13 protein-coding genes and 1 pseudogene are annotated in these 17,636 nt (G+C 71.6%); 4 read left to right on the top strand and 10 right to left on the bottom strand.

Translation table 11 applies throughout. From position 1 onward, the window contains the following. Positions 1-317 precede the first annotated feature (317 nt). The gene (locus tag ACIA8L_RS07125; RefSeq protein WP_395901299.1) at positions 318-1,016 is read right to left on the bottom strand and encodes an SDR family oxidoreductase; all 699 of its coding nucleotides are present in this window, start codon (positions 1,014-1,016) and stop codon (positions 318-320) included. 518 nt (positions 1,017-1,534) lie between these two features. On the opposite strand from ACIA8L_RS07125, the gene ACIA8L_RS07120 reads away from it, so the two are divergent. Continuing rightward, complete coding sequence (locus ACIA8L_RS07120; protein ID WP_395901297.1) at positions 1,535-2,350, top strand: helix-turn-helix transcriptional regulator; 816 nt, start codon at positions 1,535-1,537, stop codon at positions 2,348-2,350. Here the strand turns inward: ACIA8L_RS07120 and ACIA8L_RS07115 are convergent. The 6 genes from ACIA8L_RS07115 to aspS all read right to left on the bottom strand — a co-directional run bounded on the left by ACIA8L_RS07115 (position 2,300) and on the right by aspS (position 9,505). Continuing rightward, on the bottom strand, positions 2,300-2,998 hold the full coding sequence (locus ACIA8L_RS07115; protein WP_395901295.1) for a hypothetical protein: 699 nt from the start codon (positions 2,996-2,998) through the stop codon (positions 2,300-2,302). The genes ACIA8L_RS07120 and ACIA8L_RS07115 overlap by 51 nt on opposite strands. A 75-nt stretch (positions 2,999-3,073) precedes the next feature. Further along, positions 3,074-3,913 (bottom strand): GNAT family N-acetyltransferase, encoded by an 840-nt coding sequence (locus ACIA8L_RS07110; protein ID WP_395901293.1) that lies wholly within the window; start codon positions 3,911-3,913, stop codon positions 3,074-3,076. A 64-nt stretch (positions 3,914-3,977) separates the two neighbouring features. Further along, positions 3,978-5,147, bottom strand: coding sequence for a flavodoxin-dependent (E)-4-hydroxy-3-methylbut-2-enyl-diphosphate synthase (gene ispG / locus ACIA8L_RS07105; protein ID WP_395901291.1), 1,170 nt, complete (start codon positions 5,145-5,147; stop codon positions 3,978-3,980). 17 nt (positions 5,148-5,164) lie between these two features. Then, positions 5,165-6,466 carry a M50 family metallopeptidase gene (locus ACIA8L_RS07100; protein ID WP_395901289.1) on the bottom strand — a complete coding sequence of 434 codons (1,302 nt, stop codon included), beginning with the start codon at positions 6,464-6,466 and terminating at the stop codon, positions 5,165-5,167. Next, the gene (gene dxr, locus ACIA8L_RS07095; protein WP_395901774.1) at positions 6,463-7,659 is read right to left on the bottom strand and encodes a 1-deoxy-D-xylulose-5-phosphate reductoisomerase; all 1,197 of its coding nucleotides are present in this window, start codon (positions 7,657-7,659) and stop codon (positions 6,463-6,465) included. The genes ACIA8L_RS07100 and dxr overlap by 4 nt, the downstream gene beginning before the upstream one ends. Before the next feature lie 616 nt (positions 7,660-8,275). Beyond that, positions 8,276-9,505, bottom strand: coding sequence for an aspartate--tRNA(Asn) ligase (gene aspS / locus ACIA8L_RS07090; protein WP_395901287.1), 1,230 nt, complete (start codon positions 9,503-9,505; stop codon positions 8,276-8,278). A gap of 555 nt (positions 9,506-10,060) precedes the next feature. Here aspS and ACIA8L_RS07085 point away from each other — a divergent pair. After that, positions 10,061-11,035, top strand: a complete 975-nt coding sequence (locus ACIA8L_RS07085; RefSeq protein WP_395901285.1) for a YihY/virulence factor BrkB family protein — start codon at positions 10,061-10,063, stop codon at positions 11,033-11,035. 305 nt (positions 11,036-11,340) lie between these two features. Here the strand turns inward: ACIA8L_RS07085 and ACIA8L_RS07080 are convergent, their stop codons facing one another. After that, the gene (locus tag ACIA8L_RS07080; protein ID WP_395901283.1) at positions 11,341-11,610 is read right to left on the bottom strand and encodes a DUF2631 domain-containing protein; all 270 of its coding nucleotides are present in this window, start codon (positions 11,608-11,610) and stop codon (positions 11,341-11,343) included. 87 nt (positions 11,611-11,697) lie between these two features. On the opposite strand from ACIA8L_RS07080, the pseudogene ACIA8L_RS07075 reads away from it, so the two are divergent. Beyond that, positions 11,698-13,272: pseudogene (locus tag ACIA8L_RS07075) on the top strand (Rieske 2Fe-2S domain-containing protein); the annotation flags it as partial. Between the two features lie 253 nt (positions 13,273-13,525). After that, positions 13,526-14,230: a DUF2786 domain-containing protein gene (locus ACIA8L_RS07070; protein WP_395901281.1), complete on the top strand. Its 705-nt coding sequence runs from the start codon at positions 13,526-13,528 to the stop codon at positions 14,228-14,230. Between the two features lie 719 nt (positions 14,231-14,949). Here the strand turns inward: ACIA8L_RS07070 and ACIA8L_RS07065 are convergent. Further along, positions 14,950-16,401 (bottom strand): DivIVA domain-containing protein, encoded by a 1,452-nt coding sequence (locus ACIA8L_RS07065; protein ID WP_395901279.1) that lies wholly within the window; start codon positions 16,399-16,401, stop codon positions 14,950-14,952. Continuing rightward, positions 16,398-17,588, bottom strand: a complete 1,191-nt coding sequence (rlmN, locus tag ACIA8L_RS07060; protein WP_395901277.1) for a 23S rRNA (adenine(2503)-C(2))-methyltransferase RlmN — start codon at positions 17,586-17,588, stop codon at positions 16,398-16,400. The genes ACIA8L_RS07065 and rlmN overlap by 4 nt, the downstream gene beginning before the upstream one ends. Positions 17,589-17,636: the final 48 nt, after the last annotated feature.

Raw genomic sequence — 17,636 nt, 5'->3', positions numbered from 1 at the left:
GATCGCGACCGCGCGAACGCAGCACACAAGCGGACGGCCGACCAACCGCAATCGCGACCGTGCGAACGCAGGCGGACGGCCGACCAACCCCGATCGCGACCGCGCGAACGCAGTCGGACGGCCGACCAACCCCGATCGCGACCGCGCGAACGCAGCACACAAGCGGACGGCCGACCAACCGCAATCGCGACCGTGCGAACGCAGGCGGACGGCCGACCAACCCCGATCACGACCGTGCGAACGCAGCACACAAGCGGACGGCCGACCAACCGCGATCACGACCGTGCGGAGGGCGGGTGCTCAGCGCGCGGAGGCGTTTACCACTGCACCGGGCCGTCCTCGTCGAAGAAGCCGCCCGTTGGTCCGTCGGCCGGCAGCGTGGCCAGGCGGACCGCCGCGACCGCGCCCTGAACCGGGGTACGCGGGCCGGAGTGGAAGTTGAGATCCGTCGCGCAGTAGCCGGGATCGGCCGCGTTGACCTTGATCGGGGTGGAGCGCAGCTCGGCGGCGTAGGCGACCGTGATCGCGTTCAGGGCGGACTTCGAGGAGTTGTACGCCAGCAGCGGGTTCTGGCCGTACACGTGCGACGGGTCCGAGGTGAAGTGCAGGGAGCCCAGCCCGCTGCCCAGGTTCACGATCCGCGCGGCCGGTGCCCGGCGTAGTGCCGGCAGGAACGCGTTGGTCACGGCGGCCACCCCGAAGACGTTGACCTCGTAGGTGTCGCGAAGCAGGGCGATGGGCGTCACGCTCGGGAGGGCGCCGCGCTCCAGCAGTACCCCGGCGTTGTTGACCAGCACGTCCAGCACCTCGACCTGCGCGGCCGCGGCCGTGATCGAGGCCGGGTCGGTCACGTCGAGTTGCAGGAAGTCGGCGCCCAGGGCGGCGGCGGCCTCCTTGCCACGGATCGGGTCGCGGGCGCCGACGAGCACGTTCAGGCCGAGGTCGCGCAGCTCCCGGGCGATCTCGAAGCCGATGCCCTTGTTGGCCCCCGTGACGAGGGCGGTCTTGGTCGTCATGGGCTCCACCGTGGCCCGCGCGGCCGCGCGCCGGGAGAGACGCCGTGAACAGCGGATCGGCGGTCCCCGGTCAGGACACGCGCGGTCGCGCGGCGCGGAGGCCGGAATCACGCGCGGCCGCGCGAGACGGGCGAGACGCCGCGAACAACGCGCGCTGCGAACCAACGCGCCACGCGCGACCGCGCCAGACGACGAGACGCGAGACGACGAGACGACGAGACGACGAGACGACGAGACCAGCGAAAGGCAGCGAACCGAACACGCCACGCCCAGCCGCGCAGCCGCGCAGCCGGAAGACGCTGCGAACAAACGACGCCGCAGACAAACGACGCCGCGAACCAAGGAACCCCACGCGCGGGCGCGAGAGAGCGGGCCGGGCGAGACGGCCGGCCCGGCGAGACAGGTAGGCCCGGCGAGACAAGCGGGGCCCGGCGAGACAAGCGGGGCCGGGCGAGACTTCACGAACATCGGATCGGTGGTCCCTGGTTAGGACGCGCGCGGTCGCGCAGCATGGAGGGATGAACCGGGTACAGCTGGCCGAGTTCCTCAAGGATCGACGGGCGCGGGTCCGGCCGGCCGATGCGGGCCTGCCGGAGGGGGCGCGCCGGCGTACGCCGGGGCTGCGGCGGGAAGAGGTGGCGCGGCTCGCTGGGATCTCGGTGGACTACTACGCGCGGCTGGAGCAGGGGCGGGGGCCGCACCCGTCGCGGCAGGTGCTCACCGCGCTCGGGCGCGCGCTGCGGCTGTTCGAGGACGAGCGGGCGCACCTGTTCCGGCTGGCCGGTGAGCAGCCGGGGCCGCCGGCCGGGCCGAGCCGCGAGGTGCCGCCGGGGATCCGGCACCTGCTGGAGCGGCTGGACGACACGCCGGCGTTCGTCATCGATGCGAAGTATGACCTGCTGGCCTGGAACGACATGGCGGTGCGGCTCATGGGCGAGCCGCCGCCGGAGCCGAACATGATCTGGAACGCGTTCTGCGGGCCGATGCCGCTGTCACCGGACGCGCCGGCCGAGTTTCAGTCGTTCGCGGACGAGTCGGTGGCGGATCTGCGGGCCGCGTCCGTGCGATACCCGGACGACGAGGGCATCCGCGCGCTCATCGCCCGCCTCCACGCGGCCAGTCCGGAGTTCACGCGGCGGTGGAACAAGCACCGCGTGTGTGTGCGGCGCACGACGTTGAAGACGATGACCCATCCGGTGTACGGCGAGCTCCAGCTCGAGTGCCAGGTCCTGCACGCCGACGAGGGCGGCCAGCGGGTCGTCTTCTACACCGCCGCGCCCGGTTCACGAACGGCGGACGTCCTCTGTGGCCTCCGCGAACGGGCCGGTGTGTGAAAGCGTCTCATCAGGATCAACCCGGCGGGTCGAGTCCCGATCAGCCGGACGGGTCGAGTCCCCATCGGCCGGACGAGTCGAGTCCCGATCAGCCGGACGAGTCGAGCCCCGATCGGCCGGACCGGTGGCCGGGGGCGAGTCGGGATCGAGGCGCCGCGTCGCGTCCGGGCCAACGAACTCGGTGGCCTTCGTCGACTCGTGCGTGAGCCGCCCCGCGATCAGCGCGGCCTGCCAGGACAGCCCGAACGCGATCCCCGGTGCGAGCGGCAGCACCCAGTCGGCCAGGAAGCCCGTGGCCGGCAGGTGCACGATCACCAGAGCGGAGAACCCGACCACGAAACCCTGGACCAGGCCCCGCCAGGACGCCCGCCCCGCGGCCCCCGCGACCTCGCGCCGCGGCGTCCGCGCGTCGAGGGCGTCGAACGCGGCCAGGTCCCGGCGCCCGAAGTTGAACCCGGCGACCCCGGCCGCGACGACCAGGCCGAGGGTCGTGGACGCGAGCCAGCTGCGGGTGAAGGCGTAGGTCAGGCCGAGCACGGCCCCGCCCGCCCCGGCGGCGAAGAGGGCGCGCAGCCACTGCTTCTTGTCGCCCGGGTACCAGTAGTAGCGAGTCGTATTCGGCCCGATCTGCCGGATCATCTGGCCCATGCGACAACTCCTATTTCGGTGCACTCCTCGTGATCATGCACGCTCTGGGAGTACCAAATCCGGACAAACCCGAAATCAAAAAAGCACCGTCGCGAACGTGCCGACCTGCTGGAAACCGCAGCGCTCGTACACGCGGCGGGCTGGAAGGTTGTAGTCGTTGACATACAGGCTGACCGATGGTGCGACGCGGCGCAACGCGTCGCGGACCACGGCCGCGATCCCGGCGGTGGCCAGACCGTGGCCGCGCAGCTCGGGATCGGTCCAGACGCCCTGGATCTGGGCGGTGTGCTTGGTCACCACGGCCAGCTCGGCCTTGAAGATGACGCGGCCGTTGTGGAAGCGGGCGTAGGCGCGGCGGGCCCGGATGAGCTCGCCGATCCGCTCGCGGTAGGAGCGCTCGCCGCCGTCGGCGGTCGGGGAGACGCCGACCTCCTCGGTGTACATGGCGACGGCGGCCGGGAAGAGCATGTCGATCTCGTCGGGGCGCACGAGGCGGACGCCGGGGTCGGGCGCGATCGGCGACGGGTTGGAGATGGCCATGAGCGGCTGGTTGGGGCGCACGTCGCGGGACGGGCCCCAGGCCGGGGCCAGGTGCGACCAGAGCCCGAGGACCGCGTCGGCCGAGCCGACGATCGAGGAGCAGCCGCGGGGCTCACCGGCGACCATCTCGGCGAAGGCGGCGATCGCGGCGGTGGAGGCGTGCACGGGGATCAGGTTGGCCCCGACCCAGCACAGGGACTCGAGGTTGCGCCGCGAGCCGTACCCGAAGATCCGGGCGTCCTGCCGCCACCAGGCCAGCCCGGCCATGGAGACGCGCTCGGCCACCTGGGCGCCCCCGAACGGGTCCCGATCGAGCAAGCGTTCGACCGATCCCCGCTCGGCGTCGCCGAGCAGGCGCGCAGCCACCGTCAGCATGTCTACCAGCCTGCCAGATCTCGCAAAGGAGGGCACCACATACCCACCCCAGTAGCCGTGCGAATCAGTGGACGGTCACCGTCGGTCCGGTGAGGCCGCGCAGCTCCTCGGGAAGATCGACGCCCTGCTCTTCGGCCAGCCGGAGCGCCTCCTCGACCAGGGTCTCCACGATCTGCGACTCGGGCACCGTCTTGATGACCTGGCCCTTCACGAAGATCTGGCCCTTGCCGTTGCCCGAGGCCACCCCCAGGTCGGCCTCGCGGGCCTCGCCCGGCCCGTTGACGACGCAGCCCATGACGGCCACCCGCAGCGGCGCCGGGAAGCCGTCGAGCGCGGCGGTGACCTGCTCAGCGAGGGTGTACACGTCGACCTGCGCCCGGCCGCACGACGGGCACGAGACGATCTCCAGGCCCCGCTCGCGCAGCCCGAGCGACTCGAGGATCGCCTGGCCGACCTTGATCTCCTCGACCGGCGGGGCGGAGAGCGAGACCCGGATCGTGTCACCGATGCCCTCGGCGAGCAGGGCGCCGAACGCGACCGAGGACTTGATCGTGCCCTGGAACGCGGGGCCGGCCTCGGTCACGCCGAGGTGCAGCGGGTAGTCGCACTGCTCGGCGAGCTGGCGGTAGGCCCGGATCATGACAACCGGGTCGTTGTGCTTGACGGAGATCTTGATGTCGCGGAAGCCGTGCTCCTCGAACAGCGAGCACTCCCACAGCGCCGATTCCACCAGGGCCTCGGCGGTCGCCTTGCCGTACTTCTCCAGCAGCCGTTTGTCGAGGGATCCCGCGTTGACGCCGATGCGGATCGGCACGCCCGCGCCGGAGGCCGCCTTCGCGATCTCCTTGACCTTGTCGTCGAACTGGCGGATGTTGCCCGGGTTGACCCGCACCGCGGCGCAGCCGGCGTCGATCGCGGCGAACACGTACTTCGGCTGGAAGTGGATGTCGGCGATGACCGGGATCTGCGACTTCTTGGCGATCGCGGGGAGCGCCTCGACGTCGTCCTGGCTCGGCACGGCGACCCGGACGATCTGGCAGCCGGACGCGGTGAGCTCGGCGATCTGCTGGAGGGTGGCGTTGACGTCCGCGGTGAGCGTCGTGCACATCGACTGCACCGACACCGGTGCGCCGCCGCCGACGGGCACCGAGCCCACCATGATCTGGCGGGACTTGCGCCGTGGGGCCAGCGGGGGCGGTGGGACGGCGGGCAGGCCAAGGCTGACTGCGGTCATTGAGAAGGTCCTTACCCTTACTTCAGCGTGATCGGGTTGACGAAGTCGGCCGTCACCGTCAGCAGGACGAAGAAGCCGAGGATGCCGATCACGCCCAGCGTGAGCGGCGCCAGCTTGTAGTAGTCGACACGGCCGGGGTCGGGCTTGCCGCGCAGGGACGCGATCCACGACCGGACCTTCTCGAACCAGATGATCGCGATGTGCCCGCCGTCCATCGGCAGCAGCGGGAACAGGTTGAAGATCCCGAAGAACAGGTTGAGCGTCGCGAACAGCGACAGCAACGAGGCCCAGTCGCCGAGCTCGAACAGCTCGCCGCCGATCCGGCTGGCGCCGACGACGCTGACCGGCGTGTTGGGGTCGCGTTCGGCGCCGAAGATGGCCTTGAACAGGTTCGGGATGCGCTCGGGGATCTGCTTGAACGACGCGAACGTCCGCTCGACCAGCGTGGCCGTGGCCGACGCGGTCTGCCCGACGCCGTCGACCGCGCCGTAGCGCACGGTCGGCAGGTCGCTGGTGCGGATGTCGACGGTGATGCCGAGCATGCCGCCGCGCTCCAGGTCGTCCTGCGTGACCTGGTCGGCCGTCTTGTTGGGGTCGATCGTCGACTTGATCCGCTGCGCCTCGGGGATCAGCGCGGTCCCGCTCAGCGTCTGCTCGCCGCGCTTGTACTGCACGGTCACGGTCTTGCCGACGTCGGCCTTGAGCTCGTCGCGCAGGGCCTGGTTGCCGCCGATGCTCTTGCCGTCGATGGCGAGGATGACGTCCCCGGGCTGCAGCCCCAGCTGGGAGGCGGGGCTCTGCGGGTCGGTCTTCGGGTCACAGGGCTTCTGGCTCTTCGTCGCCGGGTCGTACTGGTAGGTCGGGCTCACGCACTGGCTGATCGTGCCGACTCGCACGGGGACCTGGCCGGCCTTACTCCCGTCGGGGATGCCGACGAACGCGAAGAGGATCCACAGGGTGATCAGGGCCAGGGCGAAGTGGGAGATCGAGCCGGCGGCCATGACGATGGTGCGCTTCCACACCGGGTAGCGCCACATGGCCTTCGGGTCCTCGGCCCCGGACTTGCCAGTCTCGGGGTCGATGTCCTCTTCCTGCGGCGTCATCCCGACGATCTTGACAAAAGCGCCGAACGGGAGGGCCTTGAGACCGTACTCGACCCCGTTGCGCTTCCACGCGAAGATCGTCGGCCCGAAGCCGATGAAGTAGCGGGTCGCCTTCATGCCGAACCAGCGGGCGGACCAGAAGTGACCGGCCTCGTGAATCGCGACGGCGATCAGGATGCCGAGCGCGAATACGACGATTCCCACTACGAAGGTCATTCGGTCCCTTCCCGGTCGGCGCCCGCGGCGATGAGCGCACGGGCGTGGGCCCGCGCCCAGGACTCGGCGGCGAGCACGTCCTCGACGGTACCTGGTTCCGCGAAATCCGGAGCCTCCGCCAGGGTCCGCTCAAGCGTCTCGACGATGCCGAGGAAAGGAAGGTCACCCGCTGTGAACGCGGCCACACACTCCTCGTTGGCGGCGTTGAAGATCGCGGGTCGGCACCGGCCCGCCTCCCCGGCCGCCTTGGCCAGCGCGACCGCCGGGAACGCCCGCTCGTCGAGGGGCTTGAGCTCCCACGTGTGGGCCTGGGTCCAGTCGACGGCCGGCGCGGCGTCGGCGACCCGGTCGGGCCAGCCGAGCGCGAGGGCGATCGGGATGCGCATGTCCGGCGGGCTGCACTGGGCGAGCGTGGAGCCGTCCGCGAACTCGACCATCGAGTGGATCACCGACTGCGGGTGGACCATGACCTTGATATCGGCGTACGGCACCGCGAACAGCTCGTGCGCCTCGATCACCTCGAGCCCCTTGTTCACCAGGGTCGCGGTGTTGATCGTGACGACGGGCCCCATGTCCCAGGTCGGGTGGGCGAGCGCGTCGGCGACGGTGACGTCTTTGAGCTGGTCCCGCGTGCGCCCGCGGAAGGCGCCTCCGGAGGCGGTCAGGACGAGCCGTCTTACTTCTGCGGGGGTACCTCCTCGCAGGCATTGCGCGAGCGCGGAGTGCTCGGAGTCGACCGGCACGATCTGGCCGGGCTTCGCGGCCGCGCGCACCAGAGGGCCGCCGGCGACCAGCGACTCCTTGTTGGCCAGCGCGAGGATGCGCCCGGCGCGCAACGCGGCGAGGGTGGGCGCGAGCCCGAGGGAGCCCACGACACCGTTGAGGACGGTGTCGCACGGCCACTGCGCGAGCTCGGTCATCGCGTCCGGCCCGGCCAGGATCTTGGGCAGTTTGAAGTCGCCGGTGGCCCAGCCGCGGCGCTGCGCCTCGGCGTAGAAGGCGAGCTGCAGGTCCTGGGCGACGCTGGCCCGGGCCACACCGACAGCGTCGACGCCGAGCTCGAGGGCCTGCGCGGCGAGCAGCGCGACGTTGCCGCCGCCGGCGCCGATCGCGACGACGCGGAAGCGGTCCGGATTGCGCCGCACGATGTCGATGGCCTGCGTCCCGATGGAACCGGTCGAGCCCAGCAGCACGATCTCGCGGGGGGTCACTCCCCCATTGTGTCAGGCGCCCGCGCGGCGCCACCGAACCCCGCACACTCCTCGCGGCAAACGTTCACGATTGGTACACCAAAATGTCTGTCCTTTGTGGATCAGAACCCGAAATGCGGCCGACGTTTCCCCCTGCCGGCCGCATCCCCTCAGGGCCTCTACTGCTCCCGCCGGACGTCCCTCAACAGCGGTCTGAGCTGGGCCTTTGTGTCACACGCAGCGCGTGCCCCCGTGACTTAGCGCGGTGAATCCCAGATCCCGTCACCGTTCGTACGCATGTATTAATTATAGATCATCTCTTGATCACCGGCAATCGATTTACGCCCCGATGCGACGCCCAAACCCCCACGCGCGGACGCGCGGACCACCGCCCGGACGCCTGCAGCCAAGCGCCCGACCACGCCCCGACACGTCGACCCACTTTGCGGTCGCACGGACCCATCTGCCGACAACGCTCGGACGCGTCGGTCGGACACGCCGCGCGCGGACGCGTGAAGGCACCGCGCGGGCGCTTGACCTGCTGCTCGGACGCGCCGCGCGCGGGGGCGGGGAGCCGCTGCGCACGGGCGCGTCCGGGCGTGAACGCTTGCGTCTGGAGCTACGGCGCCAGGCGGTGCAGGTCCCTCGGGAACAAGGTTGTCTCGCGTACGTTGGTGGCGCCGGTGAGGCGGGCCAGGAAGCGTTCCAGGCCGATCGCGAAACCGCCGTGCGGTGGCATCCCGTGGCGGAACGCTTCCAGGTAGCCCTCCAGGCCCGCGGTCGCGCTTCCGAGCGCTGCGGTGTAGTCGGCGTAGCGGTGGCGTCGCTGGCCGCCGGTTACCAGTTCCATGCCGCGGAACAGCAGGTCGAAGGAGTTTGACCAGCGCGGCTCGGACGGCTGGGGGTGGGTGTAGAAGGGGCGTTTGGCCATCGGGTAACCCTCGACGTACACGAAGTCGGAGCCGTGCTCCTTCAGCGCCCACGCGCCCAGGGTCCGCTCGTGCTCGGGCGCGAGGTCGGGTTCGTCGGGGTCGGCGCCGGCTAGTTCGAGCGCTTCACTGAAGTGCAAAACCGGAAATTCGGGCGGCATGTGTACTGTCCCGAGGCCGGTCGCCGCCACCATCGCGCGGATGACCCGGGTCAGGACCGCCATCACGTCGCGGTGGTCGCGGATGAAGCCGAGCTCGGCGTCGAGTGACGTGTATGTGGCCAGGTGCCGTGACGTGTCGTGCGGCTCAGCCCGGAACACGGGGCCGACCTCGTAGACGCGCTCGAATACCCCGACCATCGTCTGCTTGTAGAACTGCGGCGACTGCGCGAGGTACGCCGGCCGGCCGAAGTAGTCGAGCGCGAACACGTTCGCGCCGCTCTCCGTGGCACTGCCGACGATCTTGGGCGTGAAGACCTCGGTGAAGTCGAGGTCGTCCAGCGTGGCCCGGAACGCCGCGACGGCGGCCGCGCCCGCGCGGAACACCGCCTGCCGGCTCGGGTGCCGCAGGCTGACCGCGGCGTGGTCGAGCAGCGCCGGCAGACCCGCCTCCAGCTCCGGCCGGAACAGCTCGACCGGCGGCGGCTCGGCCTCGGCGAGGACCTCGATCGCCGTGTACGCGACCTCGAACCCGCCCGGCGCGACCTCGTTGGCCACGACGGTCCCGGTGACCTCGATCACCGACTCCTCCGGCGGCACGGGCACCCCGGCCGGGACGACGACCTGGGCCAGGCCCGCGCGGTCGCGCACGATGAGGAACGAGACCCGGGCCAGCACCCGCCGCCGATGGACCCACCCGGCGAGCCTGATCTCAGCTCCGGAGTGCTTGCTGAGCTCGGTCGACAACACGCGGTACGACATGGAAAAACACCTCCTGGGACGTGACGCTCCCCGGAGGTGTGGGCGATGGGGCCGGTCGCGGTGCCACCACACCTTCGCCGCGGCGGAACGGCTGCGGCCTCTCGCCCGAATCGCCGGGCTACGCGACGAAGCGTTCATGGCGGTCGTCACGCGCCCGCTTCGTACCCAAGAGTGTCCAGGGTTTGCCAATTCCCCGCGACGGGAATTTCGGCCTGGGCGAATGTGACGCGCGGGCGCAGGTGACACATGAGCGCAGGCCGCACGCGGGCACAGGCGACACGCGAGTACAGGCTGCACGCGGGACATGCGGCACGAGCGCAGGCTGCACGCGGGCGCAGGCGCGCACACGGGCGCAGGCGCAGGCGCAGGCGCAGGCAAGAATGTGGGCGCAGGTGGGACGTTGGCGCAGGTGGGACGTAAGCGAAGATGACACGTACGCGCAGGTGAGACGTAAGCGAAGGTGAAACCAAAGCGCAGGTGAGACGTAGGCGCAGGTGAGACGTAGGCACAGGTGACACGTGGGCGCAGGTGGGACGTGGGCGGAGGTGAGATGGGTTGAGCAGCACTAGGCAGGTGCCTGAGACGTCGACGATGTCGCGGGACGAGCTGTCCGCCGACGACGCGTGGCAGGCGCTGCGCCACCACGGCGGCTGGGCGCTGGTGCGGGAGGCGTTCCTGCGCTTCCGGTACGGCGACGGGTTCAGCCACGCGCGGGCGCTCGGCCTGCAGCTGTGCCTGGCGATCGTGCCGTTCCTCATCGCCCTGTCCGGCCTGGCCGGCAAGCTCGGCGTCGAGGAGGGCGGGGACGTGGTGGCCGACACCGTGCTGGCCCTCACCCCCGGCGCCAGCGAGCAGGTGGTCCACGATCTCCTGGCGCCCGGCGAACGGGGCGAGGACGCGGGTGAGCTGGCCCTCACCCTGGGTCTGATCACCGGGCTCCTGGCGCTGGCGACGGCGATGGCCCAGATCGAGCGGGGCGCCAACCGCATCTACGGCGTGGAGCGGGACCGGCCGGCCCACCTGAAGTACGCCCGGGCCGCGGTGCTGGCCGCGGTGGCCGGCCTCCCGGCGCTGACCGGCTTCCTGATGCTCGTGGCCGGCGACGCGCTCGGCGCGTCCGTGCGGGCGCGCTACCCCGGCTGGGGCGACACCGTCGCCGCGATCTGGACGGTCGCCCGCTGGCCGGCCAGCGTCCTGCTGGTCGTGACCGCGGTCGCCGCGATCTTCCGCTTCGCGCCCCGCCGCCGCCAGCCCGCCTTCTCCTGGCTCCTGTTCGGCGCCGCCCTGTCCACGGCGCTGTGGTGGGGCATCAGCGCCCTCCTGGCCCTGTACGTCCAGAGCAGCGGCGCGTTCGGCGCCACCTACGGCGCGCTGACCGGCATCATGGCCCTGCTGCTGTGGGCCAACCTGACCGGCGTCGTCCTGTTCCTCGGCGTCGCGTTCGGCGCCCAACTGGAGGCGTACCGCGTCGGCGTCCCCGGCCCCATCAAGCCCGACACCTGGGCCCCGCCGGTCACATCCGACCGCTGATCTGCGCGCGGACGCGGGCCTCGACGCGCATGACGCCCAGCCCGGCCTGGTCAGGACCCGCCCGTGAACTGCGCGGACGCGGGTCTCAACGCGCACGAAGCCAGCACGCGAATCGCGGCCGGTGCCGTGGGCCGCGCTCCGGGCGGGCGCGAGTAGGTGCGCTCGCCGGAACGACGTCGGCGGTCGGCGCGGCTGGGAGCGCCGTTCGAACCGGCTCAGCTCCGTGCGCGGCGGGAGGTCGGCGCAGGCGCGAGATCGGCGCAGGCGCGAGGTCAGCGCAGGCCAGGGTCAGCGCAGGCCGGAGGTCAGCGCAGGCCGTTGCGGCGCAGGACCCAGTCGCCGATGAGGGCCAGGATGAGCAGGCCGGCGCCGGCGATGAGGAAGATGTCCTCGATGTGGCCGTGGTGGTTGCCCACGAGCATCGTCAGCAGGACCACGGCCGAGACGCCGGCGCCGATGCGGGCGGCCTTCGGGTGACCCGGCTTGTGCTGGTCGGGGGAGGTCACTGGCTCGTGCTCGGACACGGCTTGTCCTTTCCGCAAAACGGCAAGATGGTTCCGCACAAAGTCTGGCATGCGGCACCGGCCCGGACGGTTGCGGGTCGGTCGGGTAGCGTCGGGCGCGCAACGTGCGGGTACTGATCGAGGAGGACAGCGGTGCGGATCACCGGGACCGGCCACGCCAGTCTGCGCATCGACACGCCGGCCGGGAGCATTCTGTGCGACCCGTGGGTCAACCCGGCGTACTTCGCCTCGTGGTTCCCGTTCCCCGACAACTCCCTGCTCGACTGGGAGGCGCTCGGCGACTGCGACTACCTGTACGTCTCCCACCTGCACCGCGACCACTTCGACGCCGAGCACCTCAAGCGGTTCGTGTCGAAGAAGGCGACCGTCCTGCTGCCCGACTTCCCGACCAGCGAGATGCGCGACGAGCTGGAGGTGCTCGGCTTCACGCGGTTCCTGGAGACGAAGACCGAGCAGGTGCACGAGCTCGACGGCGGCCTGAAGATCATGATCCAGGCCCTGACCTCGCCCACCGACGGGCCTATCGGCGATTCGTCGCTCTGGGTGGAGTACCAAGGAATCCGGGTCCTGAATCAAAATGATGCCCGGCCGACCGATCTGACGACGTTCAACGCGCTCGGGCCCGTCCACACGCACCTGCTGCAGTTCTCGGGCGCCATCTGGTATCCGATGGTCTACGAGCTGCCGGAGGCGGCCAAGCGCGCGTTCGGCAAGCAGAAGCGGGACCGGCAGTTCGACCGGACGTTCCGCTACATCGATGACCTCAAGGCGTCCAACGTCGTCCCGATCGCCGGGCCGCCGTGCTTCCTCGACGACGAGCTGTGGCAGTTCAACGACATCTTCGGTGACGAGGGCAACATCTTCCCCGACCAGTGGGTCTTCCAGCAGGAGTACGCCAAGGTCGGCGGCACCAACTCGACCGTCCTGCTGCCCGGTTCGGTGATGGAGCTCACCGCCGACGGCGCCGCCAGCACCACGCACCCCACGGACGTCGCCGAGTTCTTCGCGCACAAGCGTGAGCACCTCGAGGAGATGCGCGACCGCAAGCGCCCGGTGATCGACGCGGCCAAGGCGACCTGGCGCCACCCCGAGGTCGACGTGCTCAAGGAGATGCAGCGGCGGATCGAGCCGCTGCTGGACGAGTCGGTGTACCTCGCGAAGGGCGTCGGCGGCCCCGTCCGCTTCGACCTGGTCGGCTACGACGGCGAGTCGGTCGAGTCGATCGTGGTCGACTTCCCCGGCAAGCAGGTCCGCACCTACGCCGACGAGAAGGTCCGCTACCGCTTCCGCACCGAGCGCGCCCTGATCGAGCACCTCCTGTTCATCGAGGAGGTCGACTGGGTCAACTCCCTGTTCCTGTCGTGCCGCTTCAAGGCCACCCGCATCGGGCAGTACAACGAGTTCGTCTACGCCTTCTTCAAGTGCCTGTCCGAGGAGCGGCTGCAGTACGCGGAGGGCTGGTACGCCGAGCAGAAGCCCGACGCCGAGGACGCGAAGCTGGGCGACTGGATCGTGCAGCGGCGGTGCCCGCACCTGAAGGCCGACCTCACCCGCTTCGGCATCGTCGACGGCAACACGCTCACCTGCCAGTTGCACGGCTGGAAGTTCGACCTGCCCAGCGGCCGCTGCCTGACCAGCGTCGGCCACGAGCTGCGCGCCCGCCCGGCCGGCACCCCGCCCCCGCCCGGGTCCCCGTCAGTGGAGCCCTCGGCTCCAGGCGTGTCGCCGTCCGCTGGGTCCTCGGCTCCCGGCGCGTCGCTGTCCGCTGAGTCCTCGGCTCCCGGCGCGTCCCCGGCCGCTGAGTCTGCGGCTCCCGGCGTGTCTCCGTCCGCTGGGTCCTCGGCTCCTGGCGCGTCGCTGTCCGCTGGGTCCTCGGGCGCGGGTCCGGCCGCCGAGCCGTCGGCCGCGGCCGCTGGGGCTGCTCCCGCGGCGCCGCCCGGTGGCGCGACCGTGAGCGAGTAGCGGTTTGCTCGACAAGGTTCGCAAGCTCCTCGCCAAGGCCGAGGACCCGGCCTGCACGCCGGAGGAGGCCGAGGCGCTCACGGCCAAGGCTGCCCTGCTCATCGCCAAGTACGGCATCGACCAGGCCCTGCTGGACGCCCGCGCCGACCGTCCGCAGGTGGTCGGCAACCGGCTCGTGGAGCTGGCCGCGCCATACCTGCGGGAGAAGGCGTACCTGCTGCACGTCGTCGCGGCCGCCCTGCGCTGCCGCTCGATCCGCCTGGAACGCCGCACCGCCGACGGCCTGCGGGTCTCCGTGCACCTGTTCGGCTTCGAGTCCGACGTCGCCGGCGTGGAGCTGCTGTTCTCGTCCTTGCTGGTCCAGGCCGCGCGGGGCCTGCTGCGCGAGGCGGTCCCGGGCGGTCAGCAGCCCGCGGCCTGGCGCCGCTCCTGGCTGATCGGCTTCGGCTCCGCGGTCCAGCAGCGCTTCGCCGCCGCGACCGCGCAGGACGACGACCCGCCACCCCCGGGCACGGCCCTGGTCCTGGCCGACCGGGAACGCGCCGTCGACCTGGCCGTGGAGGCCGAGTACCCGAACGTCCGCGCCGGCCGCCGCCGTCGGCTGAGCGGCGCCGGCTTCGAGGCCGGTAACGCCGCCGGCCAGCGAGCCGACCTGGGTGCGGTCCGCGTCGAGACTCGCCCCCGCGCGGAGGTCACCGGTCGGACGTGACCGCGCCGAGCCGGGCGCCGCCTGCGTCGCGGCCCGCGCCCGCGCGGAGGTCACCCGGTCGGACGTGACTGGGCTGACCTGGGCGCCGTCTGTGTTGATGCCCGCGCCCGCGCGGAGTTCACGGGTGGGACGTGACCGGGCCGAGCTGGGCGGCCCGCAGTTCGGTGACCGGCGCTGTTCCGGCGGGCGCACCGAGCCGGCCTCAGAGCGGGCCGGCTGGAACCTTGGCCACGATGCACGGGCTGACTGCACTTGCAGTACAGCGGAGTGTGCGGGTGGGAGTTGACTCGCGGCGTGCGCACCGGGCTGGCCTCAGAGCGGCGGGTTGGACCTGGGCCGCGGCGCACGGGGTGACTGCACTTGCAGCACGGCGGATTGTGCGGGTGGGAGTTGGCTGGGGTGCAGGGGGCGGAGCCCCTTGCCCGGGGCGGGAGCGAAGCGGCCCCGGAATCCGGAGCGTTGTGTTCTGCAGAGGCATTGGCCGTCGAACGCGATGTGTCGGGCGCTTCGGTGGGCCGACATATCGGATTTATACCCTGACAGGCGGTGTGTCGGAATGCCGAGGTTTCGCGGACTGTGCGGTATTTGAGCGGTGACGCTGCGTAGATCGGCGGGGCGGCGCTGAAGTCCTCGAAGAAGTGTCATGTTTCGAACTGTGCGAATGCGAAGGGCGCGTCCGGACCGGCCGGGCGCGCCCTTCTTGTGTCGTTGCGGGGTGGTCAGCGACGCCGGGTGACGATGTCGCGGACCTCCTTCAGCGCGGCGTCGACCTCGGCCTCGAAGTAGCCGCCCGGGACCAGGTTGAAGTGCGACGGGTCCAGGTCGCCCTCGGTCAGCGGGCCGCCGCGGCCGGTCAGTGAGGTCATGACGCCCTCGAACAGGCGGTCGACCTGGGCCCGGTCGTAGCCGCTGCCGAAGCGGCGCAGCTGGAACGTGCGGCGCAGCTGGTCGATGCGCGCGACCTCGGTCGACTGGTGCTGCTGCGCGGGCGGGGCGCCGGCGCCGTACGGGTCGCCCTGGGGAGCGCCGTACGGGTCGCGCTCGGGCGGGGCACCGTATGGGTCCCGCTCGGGCGGCGCGCCATAAGGATCGCGGTCGGGGCCGGGGCCGCCGTATGCGGGCGGCTCGGGGCGCTCCATGCGGATCTCGGCCGTCATGTCGGCCGGCTGGCGGCGGGGGCCCTGGTCGTAGCCGCGGTCGTCGTCGAACGCGCCACCGTAGGTGGGCTCGTCGTAGCGGCCGTAGCCGGGGCCACCAGGGCCACCAGGGCCGCCGGGACCACCCGGTCCACCGGGGCCGCCCATGCCCGGGGGCGGGCCGGACGGGGGTTGTGTCGGGCGCGTGGGCAGGGGTGCGCCGGGCGGCGGGGGCGCGGGGCGCTCCATCGTGCGGTCGACCGGCCGGTCCATGCCCATGGTGCGGTCCACGGGACGGTCCAGGCCCATCGTCCGGTCGGCGGGGCGGTCCATCGGCGGCGGGCCCATGCGGTCCATGCCGGGACGGTCCATGCCGCCGGTGCGGTCGATGCCACCCGTGCGGTCCATGCCGCCCGTGCGGTCGATGCCGCCGGTGCGGTCCATGCCACCGGGCGGGCCCATGCGGTCCGGGCCGGGGCCCATGCGGTCCGGGCCGGGCGGGCCCATGCGATCGGGGCCGGGGGGACCCATGCGGTCGACGCCCGGGGGCGGGCCCATGCGGTCCGGCGGGGGCGGCGCCATGCCGACCCGGTCGGGCATGCGCTGCGGCTCCATCCGGTCCATGCCGCCGGGCGGGCCCATCCGGTCGGGGCCGGGGCCCATGCGGTCCGGGCCGGGGCCCATGCGATCGGGGCCGGGGCCCATCCGGTCCGGGCCGGGGCCCATGCGGTCGGGAGCCATGCGCAGCTCGCCGCTGCGGGAGTCCAGGGCGCGGCCGAAGTTGCCGCCGCTGCCGCGCTCCTCGTGCTCGGCCAGCTGGCGCTCGACGCGGTCGAGGTGCAGGTCGACCTGCCATTCGTCGTATCCGCCGAAGCGGACGCGGAAGACCACGTCGTGGACCTCCTGCGCGCTGACGGGAGCGCCCATGGAGTCTCCGGAGAGGGTTGCCTCCACCCGGTCGAGGAACGAGTCGACCTCGTCGACCTTGTATCCCCGACGCATCGCACGGCGCCGGAACCGCTGACCCTGACTCACTGTGTCTCCTCGTTCGCTCGCCGTGCTAGCAAGCCGTCTTCACGCTCTCCCACCATGCCACCTCCGGAGGCGGCAAGCTGCCCGCAGGCACCGTCAATCTCCCGACCCCGGGTATCACGCACCGTAGTGGCGACACCCGCGGCCCGGAGGCGCCGGACGAACTCCCGCTCGACCGGTTTGGGGCTGGCATCCCATTTGCTGCCCGGTGTCGGATTGAGCGGGATGAGATTGACATGCGCCAGGCGGCCGGACAAGAGCCGGCCGAGCAGATCCGCCCGCCACGGATGGTCGTTCACATCCCGGATCATTGCGTACTCAATGGACACGCGCCGACCGGTGCGAGCCGCATACTCGAACGCGGCATCAAGCACTTCGGCGACCTTCCAGCGTTGGTTGACCGGCACGAGCGTGTCGCGCAGATCATCATCAGGCGCGTGCAGCGACAGCGCAAGCGTCACCGACAGCCCCTCGGACGTCAACCGGCGCATGGCCGGGACCAGCCCCACGGTCGACACGGTGATGTGCCGCTGGGACAGTCCCAGGCCTTCCGGAGCGGGGTCGGTGAGCCGGCGCACGGCCGCAATCACCCGGTTGTAGTTGGCGAGGGGCTCCCCCATGCCCATGAACACGACCCGGGACAGCCGGTCCGGGCAGCCCGGCAGCGCGCCGCGGGCGGCCAGGCCCGCGAACCACACGACCTGGTCGACGATCTCCGCGGTGGACAGGTTGCGGGTCAGCCCGGCCTGTCCGGTGGCGCAGAACGGGCAGGCCATGCCGCAGCCGGCCTGGCTGGAGACGCAGACGGTGACCCGGTCCGGGTAGCCCATCAGGACGCTCTCGACGAGCGAGCCGTCGTGCAGGCGCCAGAGCGTCTTGCGGGTGGCGCCGTTGTCGGTGGCGAGCTCGCGCACGGGGTTGAGCAGGCGCGGCAGCAGGGCTCCGGTGATCGCCTCGCGGGTGCGGGCCGGCAGGTCGGTCATCTCCTGCGGGTCGCGGACCAGGCGGCCGAAGTAGTGCGCGGAGATCTGCTGGGCGCGGAAGGCGGGCTCACCCAGCTCGGCGACCGCCGCCCGGCGCGCCGCCAGGTCGAGGTCCGCGAGGTGGCGCGGCGGCAGGGCGGCGCGGCGGCCGTCGGGGGTGGTGCCGGCCGCGGCGGAGGACAGGTTCAATACGGGCAGCTGCGTCATGACGTTTCCAGTGTCCCATGCCGGGCCGCATGATCTCCAAGACCGCTG

Source organism: Dactylosporangium sp. NPDC051541, from assembly GCF_044454505.1.
Lineage (GTDB): Bacteria > Actinomycetota > Actinomycetes > Mycobacteriales > Micromonosporaceae > Dactylosporangium.
This window is presented reverse-complemented; position numbering and strand designations above follow the sequence as displayed.